Origin of the sequence: Pseudoalteromonas phenolica (genome assembly GCF_005886345.1) — a bacterium.
In the GTDB taxonomy this organism is placed as follows: domain Bacteria; phylum Pseudomonadota; class Gammaproteobacteria; order Enterobacterales; family Alteromonadaceae; genus Pseudoalteromonas; species Pseudoalteromonas phenolica_A.
This window is the reverse complement of sequence record NZ_PNEC01000048.1, coordinates 1-25,834: the sequence shown is the minus strand read 5'-3', so window position 1 is coordinate 25,834 and position 25,834 is coordinate 1. Positions and strand designations below refer to the sequence as shown.

Here is a 25,834-nt window from a genome sequence, read left to right as displayed (position 1 = left end):
TCGAAGCTTTTATGGCTTATTTACGTCATGAAAAGCAATACTCAGAACACACTTTAGGACAGTATAAACGTCAACTTATACAAGCCGCTTTGGTCTTTCAGCAAGACAGCCATGATTGGCTAGGTGTATCACCCGAACATATTCGACGTTTTAGCATGCAACTGCGAAGCAAGCAATACAACCCTCGCAGTATTAATTTGAAGCTTAGCTGCATTCGCAGTCTATATAAATTTTTAAAAGCCAAACATCAACAGCATCAAACTTTAATCAACCCTGGGGAAGGCATAAAAGGCCCTAAGTTTCAAAAACCACTGCCAAAGAATCTCGATGTCGACCAAATGGCGCAGTTATTAGAATTACCTGAAGACGAAGCCCTCGCTGTGCGCGACAAAGCCATGATGGAGTTAATGTATTCAAGTGGTTTGCGTGTCAGCGAGCTAGTAAATGCCAACTTAAATGATATTCGCGAAGGGGAAATTCGGGTGTTGGGTAAAGGCAGTAAAGAGCGCGTAGTCCCCGTTGGCAGTAAAGCCCTCGCTGCATTAGAGGCATGGTTAAAGCTACGTCCACAATTTGCCATTGAAGGCGACCCTGCCTTGTTTGTTAGCAAGCAAAAGCGCCGTATCTCCACCCGACATGTGCATGAGCGTATGAAAGACTGGGGTCTAAAACAAGGCATTAGTACCCCAGTGCATCCGCACAAACTGCGTCACTCCTTCGCCAGCCACATGCTTGAATCAAGTGGTGATCTGCGCGCCGTGCAAGAAATGCTCGGGCACAGCAGTTTGTCAGCAACCCAAGTCTATACCCATGTCGATTTTCAACATCTGGCCAAGGTTTACGACAAAGCGCATCCGAGAGCGAAAAAATCAAAAAATTAGCCTTAAAATGTGTGCACTTCAATTTCACCTGATACAAGCCTATTATCATCTAAATAAAAATGACCTGACCATCCACCATCTGAGCTTGAAAACTCGGCTACACCCATAAATACATTAATCTTCCCAAGCTTCTTTAACTGTTTAAGTGTGACGTCTTTTTCTAACCCAAACAAACGCCAGTTGCCAAATGCATTCAGTGAAGGCTCACTTGCAAAAAGCATTGAATTATTTACTGACCAAGGTTCAAGCAATTCAATAGCTCTAAGGTGACCTCTTGCACTAAAAACAAACTGCTGATTACAACCTGAGAGCAAATTTCTTTTTCCTTTTTGATCAAAAAAATCTATAAGATTAAGAGAATCGAGGTTGGGCAACTCACTTATATTATTAGCATTGATGCAGCTGAGGTCTAATTTAGATAACCCAAAATTCACCTTGCCTATGGCCAATGATTCCACTTTCAAGATTGTTTCATCATTAATCGCATCTCCCACAGATAAAAACTCGAGATGCTTAAATTCCTGTTTTAATGATTTTAGCTCTGATTCAGATATGCCATCTGCTAGATTAACTGCATCACCGTTTTTTACTTCTAGTGATACATTTTCCGAAACTATTTCGATTTTATTATTGAGTGACACTGGCAATAAAGAACTGCTATAACGGTAACCTGACAAAGCATTATTTTCGAAGTAAAAAGCATGATTACGGCCTAATAGAGCCAGCTTATTTTTGCCTAAAGGCCAAACCAGTGAAAAGCGTCCATATTGTGCTTCTACGCTTTCAAAGCTTTGTCCAAACTTTGCGCCAAATACTTTCTCATTGGAAATACTAGTGTCATTGAGTTTTAGCTCTCGCTTTGCTCGTAATGGAGGAGATATATTAAGGGTTAAAGTGCTGGCATTACCGATATTAAGTTCTAATGTATTGAGCTTATGCACTTCATTACTAGCAATTGTTCTGTTTTCCTGCTTACAGTCCTTAACTGCGTTCAACAACAGCCTTGCTTTAACATGTTTAGTTTCTACACCTGACTTATCTTCTGTTATTTTTTCAAAAAATATATGTTCGACCTGATAATCAGAATCTAACCTCTTTAATTCCTCAAAGGCTCGAGCTAGGGCTTTTGAAGTTACATTTTCAGTGAGTTCTTCCCACTCTTTCTTTAAACTTTTAATAGAAGATTTTACTACTAACTGCTTATTGTCTGGTAAAGCAGAACACTCTGCAGCTTTTTCAAAAAGTTTGTTTTCAGCAAAAACAAATGGACTTAAAAAAAGTAAAGGTAATAGTCGAGTCATTTTATTCCTTAAAATACATGTGGTTGATTCTTAATCTAGCATTTAGCAAGTATAAAAGTCACCTTGAGGGCTTCATTAATTGTTAAACTATTCATTCACAAAGAACGTACAAATACAAAAATTTAGAGTATTCAAAATGCGATTCAACCGAGCTATCACGCCCGTTAAAGTTTTAAGCTTTGACCTAGACGACACCCTTTACAACAATCACCCGATAATCAAAGCGGCACTTCAAGCACAGTTTGATTACCTTGCCACTATCGAGCAGTGGCATGCTAAAGGCCCAAACTACTGGCGCGAGTGTCGTAATCATATTGGTGAAACACAGCCAGAACTTCAGAGTGATGTGACTAAATGGCGTCAGGTTGCATTAAGGTATGGCTTTGCACAATTGGGGTTTTCTGAAAGACAAGCACAAGAATATGCAAACGCAGCATACAAAGCATTCGCCGATGCGCGCAGCAATATTGTGGTTAGCGATGATGTACTTGAGCTACTAGCGCAATTACGTGAGAAATATACCCTCATCGCCATCACCAACGGCAACGTTGAAGTCGACAAATTTAACTTAAAAGGCGAATTTGATTTAGTGTTACAGGCCGGTCCTCACGGTGAAGCCAAACCGAGTCGTGCCTTATTTGATAAAGCCTGCGCGCTGTTAGAAGTTAACCCAAGTGATATTTTGCATATCGGCGATAGCCTTGATACCGACGTACAGGGGGCGAATAATGCAGGCTGTTATAGTATTTGGCTCGACAACCAGAATTGTATATACAGTTACAAAGGACTTGCTGATATTGAAATAACTGACATTATGCAGTTAGCGCTTTTAACAAAATAAAGAACAACAACACACAGAGATTATTTATGGAGCAAACAGTGACACACGCCACTAAGGTTATGATCACAGGTGCGACAGGGTTGCTTGGCCGCGCCTTACTTACTGAGTTAGCCCCGCATTTTGATGTAGTTGGCACTGGCTTTAGCCGTGCTGAAGGCAACATCATCAAGTTAGACTTGCATGACCAGCAAGCGGTTGCAAATAGCTTAATTGAGCATAAACCACAAGTCGTGATCCATGCCGCCGCTGAGCGCAACCCAGATATTTGCAGCAACAAGCCAGAGCAAGCCATAGCCCTGAATGTCGCCGCTTCACAATTTTTAGCCGAACAATGTGAAGCCATCGGCGCAAAATTGATTTTAATCAGTACCGACTATGTGTTCGACGGCCAAGATGCCCCCTATTTAGAAAATGCCGCACCGAATCCTCTAAACCTATATGGACAAAGCAAGCAACAAGCGGAGCAAGCCGTATTAGCTGTTGCGAAAACTCATAGCGTGATCCGTGTACCAGTTTTATACGGTGATGTAACGCATTTAGGCGAATCAGCAGTCACCACACTTGCACAACAACTCAGCGCCACAGCGCCTTCAAGTCACGACAACTGGGCGATCCGCTATCCAACTCACGTAGCCGATATCGCCATGAGTATTCGTGACTTAGTCCAGCAAGCTGACAAATTAGGTGGTATCTTTCATATTTCTGGCACTCAGAAAATGACTAAGTACCAAATGGCATGCTTAATGGCTGATGCTCTTGGCTATGACAGCAACCTACTTGAGCCTTTAGGTCAACCAAACGATGGTACACCACGCCCTTATAACTGTGCCCTCGAAAACAAGCGCTTAAAAGCCATAGGCATTCATTATGAACGCGGCTTTGCCAAAGCGATTGCTGAAATTATTGTCAAACACAGCACCTAAAAGCTACTTTTAGGTGCTGCTCTGTTAACTTAATACAAGAATGCAAAGTCACGTTGACTAGTGCGGTACGTTACGCTCGCACAGCACTTTTAACAAAAAGTTTGGTAGTGGATACTTCTTATAAATCTTATTTAAGTACTGCTGCCATGCCTGCGCTTTTAGCCGCTTAATGTCTTCCTCACTTATAATTCCTGTGTACAACTGTGCAAAGTCTTTTAGAAATTGTATGTCACGTCGACGATTATTCTTTGCATATCCTTTGCCCGCATAATGAATAAAGTCAGCGTCTAAATAACCTTCTTGTCCAAACATATCCATACGATTAAAAGCTTTATCAAACGAACTATGTTTTATTTTGTGCCTATGTAACGTGTAGTTAAAGTAACTTTGATCATAATGCGTAATGACATTACATACCTTTTGTAAATCTTCAAGTTTAGTTTTCTTAAATAACTCACATTGTCTTGAAGTAAGAATAATGCCTGCATTGTAATACACAGGTCTATTGTTGTTTTTAGCCCAATTGACTTGCCCCAATGTTTCACAGATCATTGCAACATCTTCTGCACGCTCTTGAATTACACCTTCATCGAACCAATAAGCTGTTTCAAGATCTGGGTAAAGCTCAAACACGTTTCTAGCATGCGGCGTAATTAAAACATCAGCGTCAACATATAAGACACGATCATACTGCTGCTGAAGTTCACCAATTCTCAACTTTTCAGTCCATGCAGCACTTGCATTGAATTTAGGGTCTTGGATATTTATTGGATAGTGCAAGCTATCAGAGATAATAAGATCAGCCCCAACCTTGTCGGCATAGTGCTGAAAACTTAAAATAGCGGCTTGATACATAGGGTTGTCGCCAATGGCGAGGGTAAAAATTGCTTTTTTCATAACCTTCCTCTTTGCTCACAGCCAGTTTATTTACAAAAACCTTTTTTGTCACTTTATGAGTAACTAATGCCTAAAACGCGCCTTGCTAAATATATTGGTCATGCGGGGGTTTGCTCCCGTCGTCAGGCTTCTCGCTTAATTGATTTAGGCGAAGTGGCGGTGAATGGTCGACCTGCAAACCACATCGATCACGTTGATGAACTTGATGAGATCATTGTGCAGGGCGTGAAGCTTGAAGGACCAGCCAAAAAGGTGCTCTATGCTTACCATAAACCTATTGGGCTAGACTGTAAGCTAAAACCTGAAGATCCAAGCAGTCTTATTCATCACTTACCGAAAGGTGAGCGTGTTTACCCAATTGGCCGCTTAGATAAAGACTCTCGAGGTTTGTTATTACTGACAAACGATGGCGAATTATGCCACCAGTTAATCCATCCAGATCATCATCAAGAGAAAGAATACCTAGTCGAAGTCGATAAGCCCCTTGATGCCGATTTCTGTACAAAAATGGCAGCGGGCGTGCCTGTTGATGGTCAAATCACTCTGCCCTGTGAAGTTTCTCTGGTTGATGAAACCCGCTTTAAAATCATTCTCAAGCAAGGGCTAAATCGACAGATCAGAAAAATGGCCAAATATTGTGGTTATAAGGTGATAGATTTATATCGAGTGCGTATTGCCAACTATGTGTTAAACCCAAATGAAGTCAGCGAAAACACCTACCAAGCCATCACCTTAGGTGATTTATTCTAGTTTAAAAGCACACCACGACCATCGCTAAGGCACTAACTAACCCCACCAGCCACACCGATGAACGGGCAATATGCCAGTCAAGGTAATAACATATGCAATAGGCAACACGGGCAATAATGTGGGTAACAGCTAAAATTTGTGTGGTCTCGTTTATGGTATTCGTGCCTAACACCACAGCTAATGCGACGGCAAATACCGTTAATGCTTCAAAGCTATTTTGATGGGCAGCCAAAGCCCGTGCACCAAAGCCGGTAAGCTGCGTTTGTTGCGCTCTAGGGTGTCGATTATCGTAACCGCCTAATCGGTTCATCTCGATGGCAACAGGCGCTTTTGCCAAATAAGGCAATAACATGGCGATAAAAGCACAAACGAGTAGCGTGGTCATTTTATTTACTCCAAACTGACAATATTCATAGTCTAAATATTTTGAATTCAAAACAACACGCTAGCAAAAACTGTAGACAAAAAAAGCCACCCAAAAAGCAGGTGACGAATTATTTTGTAGCATCTGTTATCAAGTATACGCGCAATAATGAAAAACACACTGCGACAGATTGTCGCAGCTTAGGTGCTTGCCATTCTAGCTTCAAAAACCTCTATTAAACTTTGCCCTTTCTAAGCTTTATATTTTCAGATGATGCTTTAGATAATAAAAATAAATGCCTAAAACCAGCAATTCGTGATCAATGATTATGATAAATATTCATACCACTCATATACTTGCAAGACAAACAGAGTATTTCAATATAATGTTGTCGAGTATGAGCAGTTTTAGACGACGTGAGTGGACAGGCTAGCTCACTAGATAAATTATTTAACAATAACAAATTGGTATCCTATGACCTGGATCGCTTTCACACTGTTAGCCGCCTTTTCACAAGCATGGCGCAATGCCCTTCAAAGTAAACTAAGTAACCATGCGAGTGTCGCAGGTGTCACCCTCGCCCGCTTTTTACTCGCCAGCCCACTTGCGGCACTCTATTTACTTGGCCTTTACCAATGGCAGCCTGCTGAGGTTCTATCACCTAATAGCAGCTTTTTATTTTATGTATTTGCAGCAAGTATTATGCAAGTTGCCGCTACTGCGCTCATGGTGGTGCTCTTTAAGCAAAATAATTACGCCGTCGGCGCAGGACTTGCCAAAAGTGAAGCCTTAGTCGCCGCCATTTTGGGCATGCTGTTTTTTGGCTCTACGTTATCGTTATTAGGCTGGTTAGGTGTTGCAATCGGTGGTCTAGCAGTGCTTCTTCTGAGCGGTTTTACCTTAAAAAATCTCAATCCCAAAACGGCACTCATTGGCTTAGCCTCGGGCACTGCATTTGCGCTTACTTCTCTTTGGGTGCGAGAAGCGAGTATCGCATCAGGGTTACCTTTTCCACACAGTGCCGCTTGGGTATTACTCTTTGTATTACTCACCCAATCTGTGATGCTATCAGCGTATATCAGCATTAAAGAGTCACACACTTGGCGCACTTTACTCAGCCATAAGCCGCTGACTTGTGCGATAAGCTTTACTAGCTGTATTGGCTCAATTGGTTGGTTTAGTGCCATGAGCTTACAACACGTTGCTTATGTGAAAACCCTTGGGCAAGTTGAAGTGTTCTTTACCATCTTGCTGTCGATTTTCTGGTTAAAAGAACCGGTAAAAAAACGCGATGGTCTAGGGCTAGGCTTAATCGCTGTTGCGGCCATATTAGTGATGATGACCTAGCCACACTGCTAGTAATAAACGTAAAAAGGCTCATCCATGATGAGCCTTTTACTTTGCTAATACACAAAAAGAGTTAGTTCTTCTTATTCATATTCCAAAGTACACTTTGCCCTTCGCCCATCATGGTTGTTGGCATCTGGCCATTCCATTGCTGAGCGCGCATATAGTCAACTAAGGTTGCGTTATTTTTAATCGCTTCTGCTTTTTTCAGTATTGCCTCTGCTTCTGCTAAACCTTTTAATTTAATGGCTTCAGCTTCGGCTTGTGCCTCTACTTTAATTGCGTAAGCTTGGCCGTCCGCTTTCGCTTTGGCCGCATCACGTTGTGCCAGTGCCGTATTCACTTCACGCTGTGCTTCTAACTTTTGACGCTCTAAGCGGTGCTTTTCTGCAGCCGCAAGGTTCTTCTCTGTCTGCTTGGTTTCGATAGACTGAATGTATTTTTGCGGAAGCTCTAAGTTTTCGATTTGCGCCGAGTCTAATTTCACCGGGTAGTCTTTCATTTCTTCCAGTAGTAGCTCTTCGATACGAGCAATGACCTGAGAGCGATTTTGGATAAGCTCTTCGGCTTTATATCGTGCTAAAGCATCTTTAGTTGCTGAGCGAAGTTTAGGGTCGAGAATACGGTTCTCAAATTGCGTTAAACCACCATAACTTTTAAATAAGTCGAACGCTTCAGCACGGATCACCGTCCAGTTAATTGATACCTCTGCGGTTACTGGCATTTGTTCATGAGTCGCGGCACGTAACTTTTCGACATTTTTACGTGTACGGATCTCTAGCATCTCAACACTATCGACAATGGGTACCTTAGTATGCAGACCCGGGTTAACTTGCTCAGTGGCTTCACCAAAGCGCTTGATAATACCCACATGCCCTTCGTCAACGGTATAAAACGCACCATTAGCAATAATCAGTAAACCGATTGCCGCCGCAGCACCACCAAACAAGCCCTTTTTCTTAAAAAAGTTTGTGCTAATGTCAGGTAAGTTATTGTATTCCATGCTTCACCTTTTTTAATTTTCGTCCAGTACTGTGCCTATTTATAACACAATAAAGAGATAAAAATATAACCCCTCACTATTTATGGCTGTGGTGTGAACGTGATTTCGTGAGTTAAAACTTGTGGCAATAACGGCGTATTCTCGCCTTGTGCATACTCTTCAAAGCCACTGCGATAGAAAGGTGAAAGTGGGTGACCACTTTGACCACCAGCCACGGTCATAATGGCTTTTTCTAACTCACCTGGCTGAACTATAAAACGCTGTGATGCGCCAAACTCAGGACGTTGTACCGCTGGCATGTAGCTATCACCAAAGCCGTCGTACTTAGGCATATTTAAGAAGTGACTCAATATCGGCAGTTGCTTGCTAAACGGATGTTGAATTTGTAATGCATTCACTTCACCCCATGTCCATGCTGCCATATTTGGACCAAACTCTGCAGCCAACTTTTGCTTTGCTTGTTCATAAGCTGCAATTTGCAGCGCCTGCCAGTTATCATGGCCGTGCAACCAAGATTCTGGTTGGGTATTGAGCAATTGCCAAAGCGCCGGCTCTAAATAATTTTTCAGTGCGCTTAAACTGCTACCTGACTTTTTCATGTTGCGCTCAACCGACACAAACACAGTATCAATGAGGCTATCACGATAATAGCGCACTAAGGTGTAGCCCACTGACTCAGCGCATGCGCATTGCTGCCAATCATCTAGCCAGCTTAAGTCAATTTGATACTTAAACTGGGTTTCGGTGTCTTGTCGTAATAGCGACGATAATTGCTTATGCCATGGCATTAAGAAACGCGCTTCGTTATCAAGCTGAATGGCATAAAAGTCTTTTTCGCTAAATTGTGACTTTTCTAATAATCGATCTCTGATCTGTGCTGAACGCGCCCCCAAGGCATAACCGCCATCACCAAAACGCTGATGAGCAACAGCCGAGACCACACGAGAGTTACCCGTCCAAAGTTTACCGCTTTGCGGATTCACTACTTGTGGACGCTGCACTTCATTAAATTGCCAAAGCTTGGCGTAGTGCTCACTTGATTGTGCAATGTCTGCAGGGTTCGTTCTAGCAGGAACTGCACCCATTGGTTTCCATGCTGCATTACCTTGGTCGTCTACCACCATTAAATTTTGTACTGGAATACCCACATGCGGCGCCAGTCCGACGGCTTCTTCAACCGATTTCGTGCGTTCAAACCTAAGTAACTCTAAGTTTACTGCATAAGACTGATGTGCCACCCAACTCAGTGCATATTGCTGACCTTGGATTTCTTTCACTGGACCGTAATCAGACATGGTCAGTTCATACACTGCATGCTCACCGTTTGGTAATGCAATACGCTCGTTTACTTGCCACGTTTTATCTTTCGCTGTTAGGGCTATCCAATCCGCGGTGTCTAAATAACCGTTGGTGAAGCCCCATGCAATGTGATCATTACTACCGACTACAACTGCAGGCGTGCCCGGTAGCGTCACCCCTGTCACTTGGTATTTTTCGCCTTGGTGGCGGTAGTTTAATTGTGCGCGATACCAAATTGATGGCACATTCAAACCCAAATGCATGTCATCTGACAGCATGGCTTTTCCGGTTTTGGTTAATGCGCCGGTTACCGCCCAGTTGTTACTGCCGTAGTGGTCTTGCTCTTTAATATGCGTTACTTGTGATATTGCATCACGACTGATTAGCTCTGGAATTGCAACTCGCGCTTGTGGCAGTTTTGAGCCATCTAATGCAGCCTGATACTGACTCGGCTGCAAAATAAACTCGCGCAGTTGCTCACCGTACAGCTTATCTAAATGAATTAATGCTTCATCTCTAAAATAGGTGCCAGCTTGTAAATCGAGATACATGCTAAAGATCACCAATAAGCTATCTTCACTTAACCAAGGCTTTGCCTGTGCGCCACTTAATAGGTATTCAAAGCTAGCTATGCCCGCTTGATTTCTGCCTTCGTTAACCCCTTGGGTATAAGTTGCCAGTAGTTGCTGATCAGCTTCGGGCAATAATTTAAGAATTTCTTGGCTGCGAGCACGCAACTGATGAAAACGCATCTTCTTATCGAGCTCTAGCGCGCCTTTACCAAATAACTCACTTAACTCTCCCGCAGCGTTGCGGCGTAATAAGTCCATTTGGAAGAAACGATCTTGCCCATGGGCAAACCCCAATGCATAAGCTGCATCTTGGCGCGTGTTTGCGGTGATCACCGCTTGCCCTAATGAATCTCTTGCCAGTATTACTGGCTTAGAAATAACGTCTGAGGTGCCTTTACCGTCTAATGCCGGTAGGCTGAGCGATAGCAAACCATATAAGCCTGCGGTAAGAATTAAAATGAGGATCAACAACCCAGATAACCCACGCTTGAGCCAACTTAACATTGCGGTGTCTCCTTGTGCTTTATTATTTGTATACTAGCCATAAATAAGTGACGCTATTGTGTCAGCGAAACTACATTATGTTCATGTTACACCCAGCTTTTCAATCTTGTTCCTCTCTGATAACCAACTAAATCAATTCTTTATCTATTCTTATACCAATCCTCTTAGTTAAGTGATCTATTTTGAGGCAAGGAAAATTGTTGATAGCGAGGCTAAAATTTTGCTATTTAGTTGTTCTAAATAAGAAATTTTTAACGAAGCTAGCGTCAGTTTTAGTACCTCAAAAATGATTAAGTATTATTGAGGCTTGGTATTACTGGTATATTAATTCGCCTTAACGTACATTTGAGAAATAGCCTAATTAAGGAGCTTGGCGATGGAATTGAATCAAATTGAACAACGTATTATTGGTGTGTTGCTAGAAAAAGAAATCACCACCCCAGACCAATATCCTCTATCTTTAAATTCTCTGACGACGGGTTGCAATCAAAAATCGAATCGTGAGCCGGTTTTAGAGTTAAGCGAAGCTGAAGTCTTAGATACCGTTGATAGTTTAATTGCTAAAAGAATAGTGGTTAGAGATGAAGCAGTTTCGGGTCGAGTCGATAAATACCGCCACCGTTTCTGCAATACCGAATTCGGCGATTTACAGTTTAATGAACAACAACTCGCGGTTGTATGTGTATTGCTATTACGTGGCCCGCAAACTCCCGGCGAGCTTCGCAGCCGTACTAACCGCCTAGCGAATTTTGCTCAGGTCAGTGAAGTAGAACAAGTATTACAAGATCTCCAACAGCAAAGTCTTGTTCAGCAACTACCAAGACAGCCGGGTAAACGCGAAAGCCGTTATCAACACCTGTTTATTTCGAGCACAGAAGCAGAACTTGTAAGTGCTGGCGCTGAGCCATTGGCTGAATCAGACTTAAATAGCTTATTAGAAGAAGTGCAGCAACTTAAGCAAGAGTTAGCTAAGATAAAACAGCATTTAGGACTTTAAATGTAACAAATAGCCCTTTAAATTCAGCAAATATCACAACATAATAGAGCTTGCACTCAATAAATCAGAACTCACAGAGGAATCATCATGCGCCAAGCCATTTTAGCCGAAATGCGCGTTCAGCCTAATATCGACGTCGACTTTGAGATCACCCGTCGTGTTAACTTCATAAAACAACGTCTTGTCAGTGCACATTGTAAGTCACTGGTATTGGGTATTAGTGGTGGCGTAGATTCTTCAACTTGTGGCCGCTTATGTCAGCTTGCCGTTGACGAACTTAATAACGAGTTAAACACCACTGAGTATCAGTTTATTGCGATGCGCTTACCTTATGGCGTGCAAGCGGATGAAGACGAAGCGCAATTAGCTCTTGGTTTTATCAAGCCGAGCAAACGTCTAACTGTGAATATTAAAGGTGCGGCAGATGCACTGCATGCTCAAGCCCTACTGGCCATGTCTGATAGCGATACCGCTTTACCTAGTGACAGCCATGTGGACTTTGTAAAAGGTAATGTGAAAGCTCGTCAGCGTATGGTTGCGCAATATGAGATTGCCGGTCTTACGCAAGGTTTAGTGGTTGGGACTGATCACAGCGCTGAAAACATCACAGGCTTCTATACAAAGTTTGGTGACGGTGCCTGTGATCTTGCGCCTTTATTTGGCCTATCTAAACGCCAAGTTCGCGCATTAGCTAGCAAGCTTGGTGCTCCAGCTGCCTTAGTAGAAAAAGCACCGACAGCCGATCTTGAATGTGATAAGCCAGGTCTAAAAGACGAAGATGCGTTAGGTTTGAGCTACGAGCAAATTGATGACTTCTTGGAAGGTAAAGACGTAGACGCTGAAGTGGCTGACAAGCTGATTGCGATTTACCTACGCACGCAACATAAGCGCCAACCTATTCCTACGGTTTACGACGAAGTATAAGCAATAAAGAAAACTGGGTTATGAGCTAACTAGCTCATAACCTGTCATACCCACCTCGAGCACAATTAAACTCAGCAAAAACATCACCACATAACCCACTTTTACTTTTGCAAATACATATGCTCCAAGTGGCGCGCCAATTACCACCACAGGAATAGCAGCAAGTAAGTAGCTATGAATTTCTGCCGTGATCTGCTGTAAATAAACCACATTGATAAGACTGCCGATCACTGAGGTAAACGCCATCACTAACACCGATGTCGCCGTCGCTTTTTTCACATCGGCTTTATAGCATAGCAATAACAGCGCAAATAATGCTATATCAGCCCCTGAGCCGACCAAGCCACTGGCAATGCCACCTATAAAAGCCACCAGCATTAAGCGTTGTGGATGTGGCTGAATGTCATCAATACTTTGTTCATGGTGGGTCTTGCGCCACCACCTAACCAGCATGGTCACGGCAAAGCACAGCAGCAATACACTAAATACCGACTTAACCCACAACCTTGGCACAACCGGAGCAACATACAATAAACTTAAAATCACACCCAGAGATGTCATTGGTAGTGCAAGCAGCACCACATTGCGATAATAAGGAATGCCGCGACAGATAATGGTTAAGCTCGCAGCCGTCATGCCAAAACTTTGTATCGCTAAAGAAAACACTTTGGCTGTGACCGGTTCGATATCAAGTACCTTGGTCATGATCGGAAACGCCACCGCACCACCTCCCAAGGCTGTACCACCTGCCACAAAAGACCCCAACGCCATGGTTAAGGCAACCTCAAATTCTTGATAAACCTGCATCAGCGCAGGCTTTGCGCCTTGTAACAATAACAAGGTGGCATAAACTCCAGCAGTAAACCAAAACGGCCAAACAGACTTGTGTATAACTCTTGCTAACATCTAACCCCCACAGACAACGCTGTCAATTATACCCAAGTTGCTTACTTAAAGTTCACATTTGTAGATGTATTAATCTAATCTTGTGCAAGCGCTTGATCGATAAAAATAAAAAAAGCGTATACACTGGTTAAATAGAAAAAGTTTAACAACATAGATAGGTCTTACATGACAGCACCCATACTGATTACTGGCGGCGCACAGCGCATTGGCTTAGCACTCACAGAACACTTTGTTGCTCAAGCTCAGCCCGTAATAATGACTTATCGCACCCGTCACGCATGTATTAATGAACTCGAAGCCAAAGGCGTTACCTGTATTCAATGCGATTTCGATAAGCCCGACGCCGTTACCGAGTTGGTTAATCAAGTAACCTCAATCACTCCCAGCCTTCGTGCTGTGATCCACAACGCATCAAGCTGGGATTGTGAAGCCAGTTGTGACGACTATGCCAACTTATTTGACCGCATGATGCATATTCATGCCAAAGTGCCTTACCTATTGAATATGGCTCTGAGCCCGCTGTTACAAAACTCTGGCTACATTACCGATATCATTCACCTAACCGATTATGTGGTTGAGACAGGCAGTCCGAAACATATTGCCTATGCAGCAAGCAAAGCGGCTTTAGACAACTTAACTAAGTCTTTCTCAGCGAAGTTTGCACCGAGCATTAAAGTAAACTCAATCGCGCCGAGTTTGATCATTTTTAATGAGCATGACGACGACGCGTATAAAGCAAAAACATTGAAAAAATCCCTGATGGGCATAGAGCCAGGCTGCCGAGAAATCATCAATAGCGTTGAGCTATTATTAAGCAGTAACTACATCACAGGCCGCACCCTAGCTGTTGATGGCGGACGCCACTTAAAATAAAGAGATAGATTATGCATGACGATTTAAAGAAAAGTTATCACGAAATCTTAACTGCAGTAGGTGAAAATCCAGAGCGTGAAGGTTTATTAGACACGCCGAAACGCGCCGCCAAAGCGATGGAGTTTTTAACCAAAGGCTATCGTGAGACGCTAGATGAAATAACCAATAATGCCGTGTTTAGCTCAGATGCCGACGACATGGTGCTGATTCAAGATATCGAGCTTTATTCGATGTGTGAGCACCATTTACTGCCCTTTGTAGGTAAATGCCACATTGCTTATATTCCTAATGGTAAAGTACTCGGCCTATCTAAGTTTGCGCGTATTGTTGATATGTTCGCGCGACGCTTTCAAATTCAAGAGCAGCTTACTCACCAAATCGCCAAAGCAGTTGAAGAAGTTACGGGCGCAAAAGGTGTCGGCGTCATTGTTGAAGCAAAACACATGTGTATGATGATGCGTGGCGTTGAAAAACAAAACTCAAAAATGCGCACTTCAGTGATGCTGGGTAACTTTAGACACGACCCTAAAACTCGCAATGAGTTTTTACAGCTAGTAAAAAACTAAGGAGCAGTGAATGCAAAACGCGATTATTAACATCACTAATTTAAGGTTACGCACTTATATTGGTTTTAACCAAGAAGAGCGTGAGAAAAAGCAAGATGTGGTACTGAATATAGAAATTCATTACCCCGCTGATAGCGCCTGTATCAACGGTGATATTGTTGAGCATGCGCTTAACTATAAGACCATTACCAAAGCGGTTATCAAACAAGTCGAAACAGGTCACTTCTTACTACTTGAAAAACTGGTTGCTGACATTTTAGAGATCTGTCACCAACATGAATCGGTCACTTATGCAAAAGTGCGTATCGATAAGCCGCATGCGCTGCGCTTTGCAGACTCCGTCTCTTTGACTCTAGACTGGCGTAAAAGCTAATTTTAATCAATTTTAGAGCGGTTATATCCACCGCTCTATACCTAATGCGACCGCAATAATAAAGCCATAACGCAGTGCTTTACCAATACTCACCAGTAACACAAATAATGAAAGCTTCACTTTAAAGACCCCACCCAATAACGTGAGTGGATCGCCAACTACTGGCAGCCAAGCAAACAGCAAGCTATACACGCCATATTTATCAAATACCCGTTGGCCTTTTGCAATTTGCTCCGCTTTAATCGGGAACCAGCGCCTGTCTTGAAACGACATCATTTTTAAGCCCAACCAATAATTGACGCAACTGCCCAATACATTGCCCACGGTTGCAGATAGCCAAAGTAGCCAGAGTAAGCCTTGCTGTTTGACTACCAGCCCTGAAAGTACCACTTCAGACGAACCAGGTAATAGCGTGGCTGATAAAAATGCCGACGCAAAAAGGCTAAGATAAATCCAGATCACAAGTAAGAAAATGTTGAATTGTAAAACAGTATTATCTGATCAAATTAAGTGGAATGTAAGAGGAATGTAAGAGGATAAATTTTAGCTAAACCTGTATCTGCGCATTTATACGTAGCTATGTTATCAACGCATTACTGAAATTTGAACTATGCCATATTTTGCTGTACACACACCGTTGCATTGCCATAAAAAAACCCAGACTAAAAGTCTGGGTTTTTAAATTAACTAGCTGAGATTCAGGCAGCTAGATAATACTTTTACTTCTGCTTACGACGGCGAAGTGCTGCAAACGGTGCTGCAAGAAGTGCTAACCATGCTAGTGAACCTGAGTCACTATCATCATTGTCATCACCACCTTTCACATTGTTCACACGTACTTCAACTTCAACAGCCTCAGAGTGGTTCTTACGTGAGTCAACAGCCACTACTGAGAAACGGAAATCACGGTCATACTCATAATCGATTTCTGCAGTTGTGAAAATTTCACCATTAGGACGAACATCTACAAGGTTAGTACCACTTACTTTAAAGCCTTCAATGTCACCATCTTCATCGTTATGCTTAAGCACACCAATTACATAGCCTAACTCTACGTTTTCATCAGTGTAGAAAGTTTGACGAGTTTCGATAGTTGGCGCATTGTTATTACGGCTTTCAACAACCTCTTCCATCATATCTGCATCAGCTACAGCAACGATTTGGTTAAGACCGTTGTTTACAGATACCGGCCAGCTAGCATCAATATATGCAGACTCACCCATACCTAAAGTTCTAACTTCTTCACCAGCAGCATTTACAAAGCGGGCAGCATTAATACCAAATGGAATAACACTTTCTTCTAGACTATGTGTTTCAGACCAAACACCAATTTGATAACCTGCATAACCTGTTACAGCTTTAACTGTGTAAGCATCACCAGATTTCTTATCACCTAAGCCAATTCTATCAGTACAAGCTGAGAGTGTAATTGTATCGCTTCCTGTAGTATGGAAAGCACCATACAAGAACTGCCAGCTAGGCTCGCCATTTTGTATGACACCTGACACAGTGCGAGAACGACCTGGTACTGCGGCACTTCGACCAACATCATTATAATTAGCAAGTTGATAATCAAACGTACCATCATTGTCGACGTCAAACATAAACTCAACACCAACTTGGCGCATATGCGTAATATTGTCTGAGAATTGCATTGAAGCTGTTAGTAAAGCGCCAGAAGCACACCAATCAACATTGATTAAGTTTGTAGATGCCGCTTTAATATTGAATGCTGCATCTGTTTGATCACTAGTGCCGATTAGCATATCTGCATAAAGTTCCAGATCTTCGTGACCTGTGTTAGTAACTTTGACATGCTTCTCATTGTCCATTTCAACTATGTCTAGTTCGCCACCTACGAATGCCTTAGGTAGTACATGGTAAACAACTTGAAGGTTGTTTGTGCCCGAAGCAAATAGGTCGTTAAATACAAGTGCACCGTCAAACTCAGCCAATGTTAATGCGTCAGCACGTGGCACTAGCTCACCTGCAGATAACGGGTTCTCAAGCATCCACTCAGGTAAAAGAGCAGGGTCGATTGTTACTGTTACATCAAACTCTACAGAGCTGTTCGCTGGTACTTTTAACTCGCTTGGGTAATCCCAAGAAAGTGCACCAGTTTCTTCATCATTTGCGTAACGAGCATCAATTGATAGCTCATACATGCGATCTTCGTCAGAGTGGTTATTCACTTCAACAGTTTTAGTATAAGAAGTTACTTCACTTAACTCATCGAAACCGAATGATAGTGCAGCTTGCTTAGTGTCAAACTCTGGGTGATGAACCATAGCAACTGTAGGAGAAGCAATTGCTTTCTCTACGTCAACTAAACCTGCACCGATTAAGCTGATTGGCGCTAGAGGTGAATCTGGGTTGAGTGAAACTGGGTCAACCGTTACATTTAGATCCGCAGTATTCATTAGAATTGCTTTTACTTCATGTGCACTTAGCTCAGGGCGTGCTTCACGAACTAGTGCAACCGCACCTGCTGTGATTGGGCCTGAGAATGAAGTACCTGTTGCAGGAGCTAGCTGGTCCTGAGTACCAGTTGCTGCAACCATGATGCTTGTACCAGGTGCTGTAATTTCAGGCTTAAGTAGGCCGTCCATTGAAGGACCACGTGAAGAGAAGCCAGCTACTGCACCTGCAACTTGAACCATTTCTACTTTTATATCTAAAGTATCAGTACTTGCTGCCTTAATAGCGTCTTTAATTGCAGCGCCATCAGCAAATGTTACACCGAAAGAACGAATAGTTACCGCTTCGTCAAAACCACCCATTGGTGCAGGAGTACCATCATCTGTGTGATTAGCAATTAGTACATACTCGGCACCTAACTCTTGTGCGTTAAGTACTTTTTCAGTGAATGCACATGAACCACGATCGATAAGTACTGTCTTACCTGTGAAGTCCATACCTGCATATGGGTTAGTTGCATTGCCTTCACCGTCATCGCCATCACAGCCTTCAGCTTCGTTTACATCTTCAGTTTCTACAACATCGCCAGGGTAAACGATTTCACCTAGCACCATTGAGCCTTCGAAAACACCTTGAGGACCAAAGCTTGCAGGCTGAATAACAACATCAGCACCAGCCATCATTGCAGTTGTGTTTGCTTCTTCAAGTGTAGGGTGAGTCATTGCACCAACTGAAAGTGCATTAGGTGTAGTAGATGGACCGCCGATACGGAAAGGATGGTCACCATCGTTACCTGCTGAGATAACCATGTTAGTGCCAAGGCGAACTGCACGTTGAATTAGGTATTGAGTACCATCTTCTGTGTAAGTGTCACCGAACTCGCCACCTAGTGACATGTTGATAACATCAGCACGATCGCTTAGGTCACCGTCACCATTTGGATCCATAGCTGCTTCAAGCGCATTTGCTTGTGCTGCGTAAGGACAACCACCGCCACATACAGAGTAAACTAAAAGCTCAACATCTGGTGCGATACCTGTTACAGAGTGAGATACAGATGTACCGTGGCTTGTATAACCGTCGTCAGAACCAGGGAAATCTTGGTCATTTTCAATTGGGTCAGCATCATCGCGCATGTAGTCGTAACCACCAACTACTTGGCCTTGTGGCCATGCTACCGCTGCTGGGTCTGCTTGTGCAGCTTCATATGCTTCTACTGTACCTTCACCACCGAAAATTTTGTGCGTGTAGTCAATACCTGTATCTAATACAGCCACTTTTTGACCAGCTGCTGTGTTACCACTTTCATTTACTGGTGCAGCTTTAATGTAGTCATTTACATCAGCTACATGTAGATCGAAATCACGAAGTGGTAAAATGCGAGCAACATTAGGGTTAAGCTTAAGCGCTTTTAGTGTTGCATCACTTGCAGCAACGATAAGTGTCGGTGCTAGAATTTTTGTAGAACCGTAAACTTTAGCGTCGCTCTGAAGAGAGAATAACTCTTTAGAAAGGTCAGCTTGTGCTTGCTCAATAACAGCATAAGTTGCACGTGCAGCATCAACGTCATTATTGCCTTGTGCAACTAAATCTGCAGCAGTTGTTTGCTTTAACACAACTAATACTGCGTCAGCACGCTTCTCAGCAACTTGCTCTGAATTTGATATTTCACTTATTGTGTATGCACTGCCTAGAGCTGCATTGGTATTAAGTTCTGTTGCTACAGCAGATGTAGCCATTAATGCGCCTGCAACTGCGCTAGCAACCGCAGTTGCTTTGAATGAATACTTAGACATAGTTTCCCCTAGGTCCTGATTATTAAAAGAAGATGATGTTCTTTTTTTGTTTTGAGTAGGATTCAACATCAATATAATGCTATCAAGCTGCAAATTACAACAAAGCAAACACAATTAAGTTACAAAAATTAACCAAAATCCCACCTAAAAAAAGTAAACCACTGATTTAAATAAAATTAAACTAGTAAAGAATTGTAAATATAAACATTTAAGTTAACGAACATTTCAAAAATGGATACAAACCATCTAAATCAGCTTTATAAATAAAGCCTATTTCTCAAGAAATGCTAAATAAATGTTATGTTTAGTCACTCATCATGATTGACTTGCCTTTTCGCACTGATTTACGTACAAAGAATTAATCTAACTTTTAGGGGCAAAAAATGAAGAAGATGATTTTATTGGGGGCGCTATTAAGCAGCCTTTCTCTTAGCGCTAATGCACAATCAATGTTTGAAAAATCAGAAGATGCCATTGAATATAGAAAAGCGACTTTCCAACTGATCCGATATCAAATTGGTGATATGGGTGACATGCTAAAAGGTAAAGTACCTTTTGATGCTAAACGTTTCGAAAAGCGTGCAAATGCAGCCGCTACACTTTCAGCTTTACCGTGGGAAGCTTTCACTAACGATTCGCAAAAGGGCGATACAAGCGCACTGCCTGCTGTTTGGAATGATAGAGCAACATTTGATAAGAAAGCTGCTAAGTTTGCTGAATATGCACAAGCACTTGCGACGGCTGCAAAGTCTGGTGATAAAAAAGAGATTGCGCCAGCATTTAGAAATTGGGCAAAAGGTTGTAAAGATTGCCATAAGTCTTTCAAAGATTAATAGCTTTTCTATAAGCGAACAAACGACGCATTGGCGTCGTTTTTATTTTTCTCGCATACTAGTTAATTAGCTGATTTAAAGGTTCCAGTCCCCATAAAGCTAATATTATTCCTGTTAGAATGGTGAATACTACATACGCAATCCAACCAGCTTTCATTTTAGGTTGTGGAAGAGTTGATTCTGCCTTACCTGTCAACAAAGTTTTAACTAACTGCTTTCCTCTTAAACGGTATATGGCAATCGCCAAAACATGTAACACAACTGCAGCGATAAGAAAATCAATGTTGCTGTGATGAATGGAGCCTGCTAATTCAACCAAGTCATAACTCACATACTGAACCAATGGCCCATCAACTAAAATATCATCCGTCGTAAATAAACCAGTAATTAATTGCAATAGCACTAAAACAAAAAAGGCAGTCACCATAAGGCTGCCAGCAGCATTGTGACCTGCTCGCTCCTCTTTATCACTTTTTAATGCAGCTACAACTTTCTTTGGTGAGTTAATTAATGCAGATAACTTCGCAGTATCACTACCAATCACTCCCCAAATTAATCGAGTAATCATTAATGCTAATAGTGAATATCCTGTTACAAAATGAATATCTAGCCAACCCTCTTCACCACTAACATATAAAACTCCAAGTGCAATCACTAGCAACCAGTGAAAGCCACGAATGAAGCCATCCCATACTTTAATTCTATTCATAACATGCTCAAATCATCTCTTTGTTATAAGCACATTATGCAAAACTATAATGAAGAGTCTAGCGTATTGAGGTGATCTCTTAATCAATGTCACCAAACTCATCTTCACCCAAACATTCCCTTAAACGCTTTTGCTCAAAATAGTCTTCAAGCCTTTTTCGAGCTCGCTGTTTTTGTAAATTCGTACCTTGTGAATTCAAACCATCTAATTCTAGATCATCGCTTTCATCAAATGGATTATCATCTGAGAAGGAATTACGCATAAAGACACCCTCATTACTTTAAGCACATTTGCACTTTTAATTGATAGCGTGGTTTCTCAGCATTTCAAACTTTGAGCAAGTAGAAATTACATAAGTTAAATAGTTAACAATTTGGTCAAAATAACTACTCAAAAAGGCTAATTTCACTAAGCTCACTTTCACCAAAAACATAAACCCCTGATATAAAATAAATTTATCTTTGGCATCTATCTTGAGAGACAATATATGAACTCATCAACAGGATTGATAATTATGAAAAAGTTAATGTTAGCGACGTCTTTAGTATTAAGCACTTCAGTAGTGGCACATGAAAATAATGGTATTCAGATCAGTAGCGACCAATGTCAAGTAGACTTTCAAAATGATGTACGTATTACACCAAACCAGTTGCAGATCACTGCTGATAGTAATAAGCAGCTGACAATTGATAGTTTTGGCGAGCTATATGTCGATGGCCAGGCAATAACATTAACAAATGCCCAAAAAGTAGCACTGTCGAATTATGCTGATTCCCTAAGAGTGCAATTGCCTCAGGTAGCCAATATCGCTTTGGATGGCGTTAAACTTGCTGGTGTCGCACTGGATGAAGTCGCACATGCTTTTAACTTACAAGGGCTAGATTCATTAAATGGATTAATGGATGAGCTACATGTTGAAATTAGTGATACTTTTTATCAACAAGGCGCTTTTGTCATGGGCGAGAAAACTTTTCATGAGTTTGGCGAGAATTTTGACCATAAATTTGAAACTCATATCGAAGAAGCAGTTGAATCTGCCATGATGGAATCAATCGGCAGTATTTTAATGATGGTCGGTTCAGAAATGGTCAGTTCTGGCGGCAACATGGAAAGCTTTGAAGCGCGTATGGAAGACATGGGCAGACAAATCGAAGAAAAGGTTCAGTTACAAGCTAAGCAACTAGAAGAAAAGGCACATGGTCTGTGCGATAAATTTGAGGTGATAGCAACTGCAGAAACAGACCTAGTTAAAGAGATCCCTGCAATGCAAGGCTATCAACTATTTAATTATAAATCTAAGTAAAGCATTTAATAATTATCTCCGTTTATAGAGCTGATCCATTCAGCTCTTTTTTTATAATCGAATAGTTAACGCGCCAGGGCAGCATTTTATAATAGCAGGTGTGTTACCAATAATTTCACCATCCGCCTCGATTATTAGGCCATTCTCGGTAATCATAAAATCAGTACCAGTTTCAACTGAAACAAATCGAGACTGCTCATGTTGTTGGATCAGCATTAAAGCAAAACTCCAAATACGCGATAATAAATGACTCGCTTTGAAATGCAGCTTAACCAAGTGACCGCTTTTTACCTGTGCACTGGGTGCGACTTTCAAACCCGCAGCAAAATATTGCCCGTTGGCAAAGATAGTCATTAAACTCACATCATTGCTTGAAACTTTATCAAAACTAAACAGCTGTTTTATACCAGAGAATATATAGCTGAGTTTATGCCGGCTTTTAAAGGTATTCATGTCTTTTACTACGGCGGCATTAAAGCCAATGCCCGCCATATTTATGAAATAACGCTCATTGATTTTACCGAGATCTACTTTGGTCGTTGATTCTGAAAAAACCAAAGACTGCCAATGATGTTTGTTGTAGTTAAACTGTCTGATAAAATCATTACCTGTCCCAGCAGGCAACACAGCAAGAGCAACATCTGTTTCTGCTACCGCATTGGCAACTAGGTGTAATGTGCCATCGCCACCAATCACAACTACTGTTTTGACATCAATTAGCCTGCTTTTTATAGCCAGAACATCTTGCTCAAATGATCCCGAAGTATAAAACCAATGGCATTCAATATTTCTTAATACACATTCTTTTTCTAACCAAACCTTATATTTCAAGATTCCAGGTTCACCGTTTGGCTTAACCACTACCAACATAAACTTTAATTAAACCTATTTATTAGATAAATATTCACAAAGCATATAAACCACCTATAAAAACCTTAACCTAAGCGGAATAAATATTCAAAACCACTAAAAACAAAAATAAAAACATTAGAAAAACTAATCTGAAAAACACAATTTATATTGTTTTAAATTCAAACAAATCGGATGCAAAATACACTCTGTAGAAAGTTATTTAGTAAACCAATTAGGAGTTCATCATGATCCAGACAGCTGCGGCGTGCAGCAACACGCAACCTCGCTTAAAGAAAACCAGAGTTAAAAAGCCTAGCTTTAGTTGGCAAGCTCTTTTTGCAGTATGTGGTCAAAAATTGTCAACGGATCATATGGCACGTTATAAATAACTGCCACTTAAGATAATATGCTTTTGATTTTACTATACACAATTTAACCGATGGAGCTATCAGAGCAACAAAAAAGAAGTTTTTCTTTAATTTTAGGTTAAAATTTCAGCAAACGAATCAAAAGCTATTTACAGCAGCAAAATCGCTAAGTATTATCTTTGCCCATGGAGAGATGGCTGAGTGGTTGAAAGCACCGGTCTTGAAAACCGGCATACGTTAATAGCGTATCTAGGGTTCAAATCCCTATCTCTCCGCCATATTCTAAGTTTGCGCCGGAGAGGTGGCCGAGTGGCTGAAGGCGCTCCCCTGCTAAGGGAGTATAGGGTTTGTAGCCCTATCGAGGGTTCGAATCCCTCCTTCTCCGCCATTAACTTGTATTAAAACCGCTTAATTGCGGTTTTTTTATGCCTAAAATTCTACTCTGACTAAGAAATATTCCATACTTCTGTTCATAGTTATTTAAATTAAAGACTGCTAACAGTGTACAAAAACAAAGCAAACAAACTTGAATAATAAGATCTTTAAATGCAAACTGATGAAAATAATTGGAGCTTTCTATGATCAAATTACTAACCTTGCTACTGGCAGCAATATTTTTGCTTGGATGTACACAAACTACAGAAGAAAACAGCACTGCGGTAAAAGAGAAGCCCAAAATGGCAAATCAAGTAGTGTCTCAAGTTGAGAATAAGCCCATCGCGGCAAGCAAAGCCAGTTCCTTACAATCAACAAACAAAGCACAAATTGATCAGCAAGCAGTAGCAAAAGAAGCACTAAAGGTTCTACGCAGTGAAGTAGCTCTAATAGAAGCTAATAATAGCTGTGACTCGAGTAGGCAATGTCAAGTGATAGAAGCTGGTAGCAGGGCTTGTGGAGGCCCAAGCCACTATATGATTTATTCTACCAAACACACGCCTACCTCTAGAGCTGAGCAGGTTGCAAAAAAACTGACTAAGTACGAAAGTATCTATAATGCACAAAACAATATGGTTAGTATTTGCGCCATGCTCGTAAAACCAGGTACTCAATGCAAAAACAATAAATGTGTTAAACTCACCGAAAGTTCACAGTTAGCATATTGAGAAAAGGTATTTCATGAAAACAACTTTTGCGCTAGCCGTATTATCCTGCATAGCACTATCAGGCTGCCAATCTTCAACAACTATCAGCAGTCCCCCAGAGAGCTCGTTACAAAGCTATATTTCAGATTTAAGCTGTGATGCAAGCTATCAATGTAAAGTCATTGGCGTTGGAGAGAGAGCTGCTTGTGGTGGTCCAAGTAAATACCTTGTATTTTCAACCAAGTCTCTTGATGAAGAAACGGTTGAACGTTTAGCTGCTGAAGAAACAGCGAAAGAAAAAATACTAAATGAACGTAATGAAATTCAGGATAGCTGTAAGCAAGTTTTACCTATTCAATCTTTATGCGTAAAAAGCGCTTGTCAAAGCTTCCCTATTGGCAACTAAAATGACAAAGCCCCTATTGCAGAAAGTAACATGATCAATAGGGCACACCCTCCAGCTTTGAAGATCATCGTTTGATCCATTTCCTTCTTTATCCAAAATAAATAAATAAAGCGAGCAAAATAACTTGCCGCAGTGCCAAAAAGAGCAAACATTATAAGTAGATAAATTAAATAAATAGTCACACCACCACCTTACACCATAACACTTAAAGCATAGTCATTTATAAAGCACAAACAAGTAGAGATACAACAATAACTTAAAGGCAGAGGTGCATGAGTTATTTTTTCTACAATCGGCTTCTCTAATTATTATATACCCCATTATAAAGAGCTGCCTTTACTAACTTCATTTTACTAGAACCAAGCTACATTGGGCCTAACAATCATTGCATAGTGCAAAATCAGCGGCTGCTAACGCAGTGAATGCGCTTCTTTTGCTCAAGAAAGGTGTAAAGGCTAGCGACAGTGAAATAGTGCAAAGTTAATGACAGTGAGCGAAGCAAGTGCACTTACTTTGCACAAGGTGAAATGAGCTAATTTAGCTTCAGTTGAGGGTTGATTAATTAATGATTATGAAAAGTGTTTCAGAATGAAGAGAGTGGCTACTGTGAAGGCAGCTCATTTCACCTTGCGCTAATTCGTCTTTTTATCACAGTGCATCCCCTCATCATTGTGCAGAACGATTTAGCACCCTAAACGCAAAAAACCCGCTGCATTACTGCAACGGGTTTCTTTAAATAGGCCCTG

At 41.5% G+C, this 25,834-nt stretch carries 27 protein-coding genes and 2 tRNA genes; 17 read left to right on the top strand and 12 right to left on the bottom strand.

The features are described 5' to 3' along the window. Nucleotides 1-11: 11 nt before the first annotated feature. On the top strand, nt 12-881 hold the full coding sequence (gene xerC, locus CWB72_RS16320) for a tyrosine recombinase XerC (protein ID WP_138633618.1): 870 nt from the start codon (nt 12-14) through the stop codon (nt 879-881). Nucleotides 882-883: 2 nt separating this feature from the next. Here the strand turns inward: xerC and CWB72_RS16315 are convergent, their stop codons facing one another. Then, nucleotides 884-2,182, bottom strand: coding sequence for a hypothetical protein (locus CWB72_RS16315; protein WP_138633553.1), 1,299 nt, complete (start codon nt 2,180-2,182; stop codon nt 884-886). 136 nt (nt 2,183-2,318) lie between these two features. On the opposite strand from CWB72_RS16315, the gene CWB72_RS16310 reads away from it, so the two are divergent. Then, nucleotides 2,319-3,023, top strand: coding sequence for an HAD-IA family hydrolase (locus CWB72_RS16310; protein WP_138633550.1), 705 nt, complete (start codon nt 2,319-2,321; stop codon nt 3,021-3,023). Between the two features lie 26 nt (nt 3,024-3,049). Further along, nucleotides 3,050-3,946 (top strand): dTDP-4-dehydrorhamnose reductase family protein, encoded by an 897-nt coding sequence (locus CWB72_RS16305; RefSeq protein WP_138633547.1) that lies wholly within the window; start codon nt 3,050-3,052, stop codon nt 3,944-3,946. A gap of 57 nt (nt 3,947-4,003) precedes the next feature. Here CWB72_RS16305 and CWB72_RS16300 read toward each other — a convergent pair whose 3' ends face one another. After that, nucleotides 4,004-4,843, bottom strand: a complete 840-nt coding sequence (locus tag CWB72_RS16300; protein WP_138633544.1) for a glycosyltransferase family 8 protein — start codon at nt 4,841-4,843, stop codon at nt 4,004-4,006. A 66-nt stretch (nt 4,844-4,909) separates the two neighbouring features. Between CWB72_RS16300 and CWB72_RS16295 the strand changes: the two genes are divergently transcribed. Beyond that, nucleotides 4,910-5,593 (top strand): pseudouridine synthase, encoded by a 684-nt coding sequence (locus CWB72_RS16295; RefSeq protein ID WP_138633541.1) that lies wholly within the window; start codon nt 4,910-4,912, stop codon nt 5,591-5,593. A 1-nt stretch (nt 5,594) separates the two neighbouring features. Here the strand turns inward: CWB72_RS16295 and CWB72_RS16290 are convergent, their stop codons facing one another. Continuing rightward, complete coding sequence (locus tag CWB72_RS16290; protein WP_138633538.1) at nt 5,595-5,978, bottom strand: MAPEG family protein; 384 nt, start codon at nt 5,976-5,978, stop codon at nt 5,595-5,597. Between the two features lie 453 nt (nt 5,979-6,431). Here CWB72_RS16290 and CWB72_RS16285 point away from each other — a divergent pair, with 453 nt between their 5' ends. Continuing rightward, the gene (locus tag CWB72_RS16285) at nt 6,432-7,304 is read left to right on the top strand and encodes a DMT family transporter (protein ID WP_138633535.1); all 873 of its coding nucleotides are present in this window, start codon (nt 6,432-6,434) and stop codon (nt 7,302-7,304) included. 73 nt (nt 7,305-7,377) lie between these two features. Here CWB72_RS16285 and CWB72_RS16280 read toward each other — a convergent pair whose 3' ends face one another. Both CWB72_RS16280 and CWB72_RS16275 read right to left on the bottom strand, forming a co-directional pair. Further along, nucleotides 7,378-8,307, bottom strand: coding sequence for an SPFH domain-containing protein (locus CWB72_RS16280; protein ID WP_130255702.1), 930 nt, complete (start codon nt 8,305-8,307; stop codon nt 7,378-7,380). 80 nt (nt 8,308-8,387) lie between these two features. Then, on the bottom strand, nt 8,388-10,682 hold the full coding sequence (locus tag CWB72_RS16275; protein WP_138633532.1) for a penicillin acylase family protein: 2,295 nt from the start codon (nt 10,680-10,682) through the stop codon (nt 8,388-8,390). 376 nt (nt 10,683-11,058) lie between these two features. On the opposite strand from CWB72_RS16275, the gene CWB72_RS16270 reads away from it, so the two are divergent. Together CWB72_RS16270 and nadE are read left to right on the top strand one after the other, a co-directional pair. After that, on the top strand, nt 11,059-11,679 hold the full coding sequence (locus CWB72_RS16270) for a YceH family protein (RefSeq protein ID WP_138633529.1): 621 nt from the start codon (nt 11,059-11,061) through the stop codon (nt 11,677-11,679). A gap of 87 nt (nt 11,680-11,766) precedes the next feature. Further along, nucleotides 11,767-12,603, top strand: coding sequence for an ammonia-dependent NAD(+) synthetase (nadE, locus tag CWB72_RS16265; protein ID WP_138568824.1), 837 nt, complete (start codon nt 11,767-11,769; stop codon nt 12,601-12,603). 18 nt (nt 12,604-12,621) lie between these two features. Here the strand turns inward: nadE and CWB72_RS16260 are convergent, their stop codons facing one another. Then, on the bottom strand, nt 12,622-13,509 hold the full coding sequence (locus CWB72_RS16260; RefSeq protein WP_138633526.1) for a sulfite exporter TauE/SafE family protein: 888 nt from the start codon (nt 13,507-13,509) through the stop codon (nt 12,622-12,624). Between the two features lie 165 nt (nt 13,510-13,674). Between CWB72_RS16260 and folM the strand changes: the two genes are divergently transcribed. The 3 genes from folM to folX are packed head-to-tail and all read left to right on the top strand — an operon-like array spanning nt 13,675 to nt 15,321. Beyond that, nucleotides 13,675-14,382, top strand: a complete 708-nt coding sequence (gene folM, locus CWB72_RS16255; RefSeq protein WP_138633523.1) for a dihydromonapterin reductase — start codon at nt 13,675-13,677, stop codon at nt 14,380-14,382. An 11-nt stretch (nt 14,383-14,393) separates the two neighbouring features. After that, nucleotides 14,394-14,948, top strand: a complete 555-nt coding sequence (gene folE / locus CWB72_RS16250) for a GTP cyclohydrolase I FolE (protein ID WP_058028330.1) — start codon at nt 14,394-14,396, stop codon at nt 14,946-14,948. Nucleotides 14,949-14,958: 10 nt separating this feature from the next. Then, nucleotides 14,959-15,321: a dihydroneopterin triphosphate 2'-epimerase gene (gene folX, locus CWB72_RS16245; RefSeq protein WP_138633520.1), complete on the top strand. Its 363-nt coding sequence runs from the start codon at nt 14,959-14,961 to the stop codon at nt 15,319-15,321. A gap of 21 nt (nt 15,322-15,342) precedes the next feature. On the opposite strand, the gene CWB72_RS16240 is transcribed toward folX, so the two are convergent. Together CWB72_RS16240 and CWB72_RS16235 are read right to left on the bottom strand one after the other, a co-directional pair. Next, nucleotides 15,343-15,783, bottom strand: coding sequence for a YqaA family protein (locus CWB72_RS16240; protein WP_252371577.1), 441 nt, complete (start codon nt 15,781-15,783; stop codon nt 15,343-15,345). A 257-nt stretch (nt 15,784-16,040) separates the two neighbouring features. Then, complete coding sequence (locus CWB72_RS16235; RefSeq protein ID WP_138633517.1) at nt 16,041-19,535, bottom strand: S8 family serine peptidase; 3,495 nt, start codon at nt 19,533-19,535, stop codon at nt 16,041-16,043. A 383-nt stretch (nt 19,536-19,918) separates the two neighbouring features. Between CWB72_RS16235 and CWB72_RS16230 the strand changes: the two genes are divergently transcribed. Next, nucleotides 19,919-20,368, top strand: coding sequence for a c-type cytochrome (locus tag CWB72_RS16230; RefSeq protein WP_138633514.1), 450 nt, complete (start codon nt 19,919-19,921; stop codon nt 20,366-20,368). A gap of 58 nt (nt 20,369-20,426) precedes the next feature. Here the strand turns inward: CWB72_RS16230 and CWB72_RS16225 are convergent, their stop codons facing one another. Continuing rightward, a complete protein-coding gene (locus CWB72_RS16225) occupies nt 20,427-21,077 on the bottom strand; it encodes a cytochrome b/b6 domain-containing protein (protein ID WP_138633511.1) in 651 nt (216 codons plus the stop codon). Nucleotides 21,078-21,156: 79 nt separating this feature from the next. Beyond that, nucleotides 21,157-21,339, bottom strand: a complete 183-nt coding sequence (locus CWB72_RS16220) for a PA3496 family putative envelope integrity protein (RefSeq protein ID WP_138633508.1) — start codon at nt 21,337-21,339, stop codon at nt 21,157-21,159. 252 nt (nt 21,340-21,591) lie between these two features. On the opposite strand from CWB72_RS16220, the gene CWB72_RS16215 reads away from it, so the two are divergent. Next, nucleotides 21,592-22,380, top strand: coding sequence for a YggN family protein (locus tag CWB72_RS16215; RefSeq protein ID WP_138633505.1), 789 nt, complete (start codon nt 21,592-21,594; stop codon nt 22,378-22,380). 51 nt (nt 22,381-22,431) lie between these two features. Here the strand turns inward: CWB72_RS16215 and CWB72_RS16210 are convergent, their stop codons facing one another. Then, nucleotides 22,432-23,211 (bottom strand): diacylglycerol/lipid kinase family protein, encoded by a 780-nt coding sequence (locus CWB72_RS16210; RefSeq protein ID WP_212747898.1) that lies wholly within the window; start codon nt 23,209-23,211, stop codon nt 22,432-22,434. Between the two features lie 266 nt (nt 23,212-23,477). Here CWB72_RS16210 and CWB72_RS20640 point away from each other — a divergent pair, with 266 nt between their 5' ends. From CWB72_RS20640 to CWB72_RS16190, 5 genes are all read left to right on the top strand, one after another. Next, nucleotides 23,478-23,621: a hypothetical protein gene (locus tag CWB72_RS20640; protein ID WP_171037339.1), complete on the top strand. Its 144-nt coding sequence runs from the start codon at nt 23,478-23,480 to the stop codon at nt 23,619-23,621. Nucleotides 23,622-23,787: 166 nt separating this feature from the next. Then, nucleotides 23,788-23,878 (top strand) — tRNA-Ser (locus CWB72_RS16205). Nucleotides 23,879-23,895: 17 nt separating this feature from the next. Further along, a tRNA-Ser gene (locus tag CWB72_RS16200) sits at nt 23,896-23,988 on the top strand. Between the two features lie 190 nt (nt 23,989-24,178). Next, entirely contained in the window at nt 24,179-24,703 is a 525-nt protein-coding gene (locus tag CWB72_RS16195; RefSeq protein WP_138633499.1) for a hypothetical protein, read from the top strand. Nucleotides 24,704-24,716: 13 nt separating this feature from the next. Beyond that, a complete protein-coding gene (locus tag CWB72_RS16190; RefSeq protein WP_138633495.1) occupies nt 24,717-25,088 on the top strand; it encodes a hypothetical protein in 372 nt (123 codons plus the stop codon). Here CWB72_RS16190 and CWB72_RS16185 read toward each other — a convergent pair. Next, complete coding sequence (locus CWB72_RS16185) at nt 25,085-25,270, bottom strand: hypothetical protein (RefSeq protein WP_138633492.1); 186 nt, start codon at nt 25,268-25,270, stop codon at nt 25,085-25,087. The genes CWB72_RS16190 and CWB72_RS16185 overlap by 4 nt on opposite strands. Nucleotides 25,271-25,834: the final 564 nt, after the last annotated feature.

What these genes read in the sequence shown, in the direction of transcription:
- xerC (WP_138633618.1), top strand. Translation starts at nt 12, where the DNA reads ATGGCTTATTTACGTCATGAAAAGCAATACTCAGAACACACTTTAGGA.
- CWB72_RS16315 (WP_138633553.1), bottom strand. Translation starts at nt 2,182, where the DNA reads ATGACTCGACTATTACCTTTACTTTTTTTAAGTCCATTTGTTTTTGCT.
- CWB72_RS16310 (WP_138633550.1), top strand. Translation starts at nt 2,319, where the DNA reads ATGCGATTCAACCGAGCTATCACGCCCGTTAAAGTTTTAAGCTTTGAC.
- CWB72_RS16305 (WP_138633547.1), top strand. Translation starts at nt 3,050, where the DNA reads ATGGAGCAAACAGTGACACACGCCACTAAGGTTATGATCACAGGTGCG.
- CWB72_RS16300 (WP_138633544.1), bottom strand. Translation starts at nt 4,843, where the DNA reads ATGAAAAAAGCAATTTTTACCCTCGCCATTGGCGACAACCCTATGTAT.
- CWB72_RS16295 (WP_138633541.1), top strand. Translation starts at nt 4,910, where the DNA reads ATGCCTAAAACGCGCCTTGCTAAATATATTGGTCATGCGGGGGTTTGC.
- CWB72_RS16290 (WP_138633538.1), bottom strand. Translation starts at nt 5,978, where the DNA reads ATGACCACGCTACTCGTTTGTGCTTTTATCGCCATGTTATTGCCTTAT.
- CWB72_RS16285 (WP_138633535.1), top strand. Translation starts at nt 6,432, where the DNA reads ATGACCTGGATCGCTTTCACACTGTTAGCCGCCTTTTCACAAGCATGG.
- CWB72_RS16280 (WP_130255702.1), bottom strand. Translation starts at nt 8,307, where the DNA reads ATGGAATACAATAACTTACCTGACATTAGCACAAACTTTTTTAAGAAA.
- CWB72_RS16275 (WP_138633532.1), bottom strand. Translation starts at nt 10,682, where the DNA reads ATGTTAAGTTGGCTCAAGCGTGGGTTATCTGGGTTGTTGATCCTCATT.
- CWB72_RS16270 (WP_138633529.1), top strand. Translation starts at nt 11,059, where the DNA reads ATGGAATTGAATCAAATTGAACAACGTATTATTGGTGTGTTGCTAGAA.
- nadE (WP_138568824.1), top strand. Translation starts at nt 11,767, where the DNA reads ATGCGCCAAGCCATTTTAGCCGAAATGCGCGTTCAGCCTAATATCGAC.
- CWB72_RS16260 (WP_138633526.1), bottom strand. Translation starts at nt 13,509, where the DNA reads ATGTTAGCAAGAGTTATACACAAGTCTGTTTGGCCGTTTTGGTTTACT.
- folM (WP_138633523.1), top strand. Translation starts at nt 13,675, where the DNA reads ATGACAGCACCCATACTGATTACTGGCGGCGCACAGCGCATTGGCTTA.
- folE (WP_058028330.1), top strand. Translation starts at nt 14,394, where the DNA reads ATGCATGACGATTTAAAGAAAAGTTATCACGAAATCTTAACTGCAGTA.
- folX (WP_138633520.1), top strand. Translation starts at nt 14,959, where the DNA reads ATGCAAAACGCGATTATTAACATCACTAATTTAAGGTTACGCACTTAT.
- CWB72_RS16235 (WP_138633517.1), bottom strand. Translation starts at nt 19,535, where the DNA reads ATGTCTAAGTATTCATTCAAAGCAACTGCGGTTGCTAGCGCAGTTGCA.
- CWB72_RS16230 (WP_138633514.1), top strand. Translation starts at nt 19,919, where the DNA reads ATGAAGAAGATGATTTTATTGGGGGCGCTATTAAGCAGCCTTTCTCTT.
- CWB72_RS16225 (WP_138633511.1), bottom strand. Translation starts at nt 21,077, where the DNA reads ATGAATAGAATTAAAGTATGGGATGGCTTCATTCGTGGCTTTCACTGG.
- CWB72_RS16220 (WP_138633508.1), bottom strand. Translation starts at nt 21,339, where the DNA reads ATGCGTAATTCCTTCTCAGATGATAATCCATTTGATGAAAGCGATGAT.
- CWB72_RS16215 (WP_138633505.1), top strand. Translation starts at nt 21,592, where the DNA reads ATGAAAAAGTTAATGTTAGCGACGTCTTTAGTATTAAGCACTTCAGTA.
- CWB72_RS20640 (WP_171037339.1), top strand. Translation starts at nt 23,478, where the DNA reads ATGATCCAGACAGCTGCGGCGTGCAGCAACACGCAACCTCGCTTAAAG.
- CWB72_RS16195 (WP_138633499.1), top strand. Translation starts at nt 24,179, where the DNA reads ATGATCAAATTACTAACCTTGCTACTGGCAGCAATATTTTTGCTTGGA.
- CWB72_RS16190 (WP_138633495.1), top strand. Translation starts at nt 24,717, where the DNA reads ATGAAAACAACTTTTGCGCTAGCCGTATTATCCTGCATAGCACTATCA.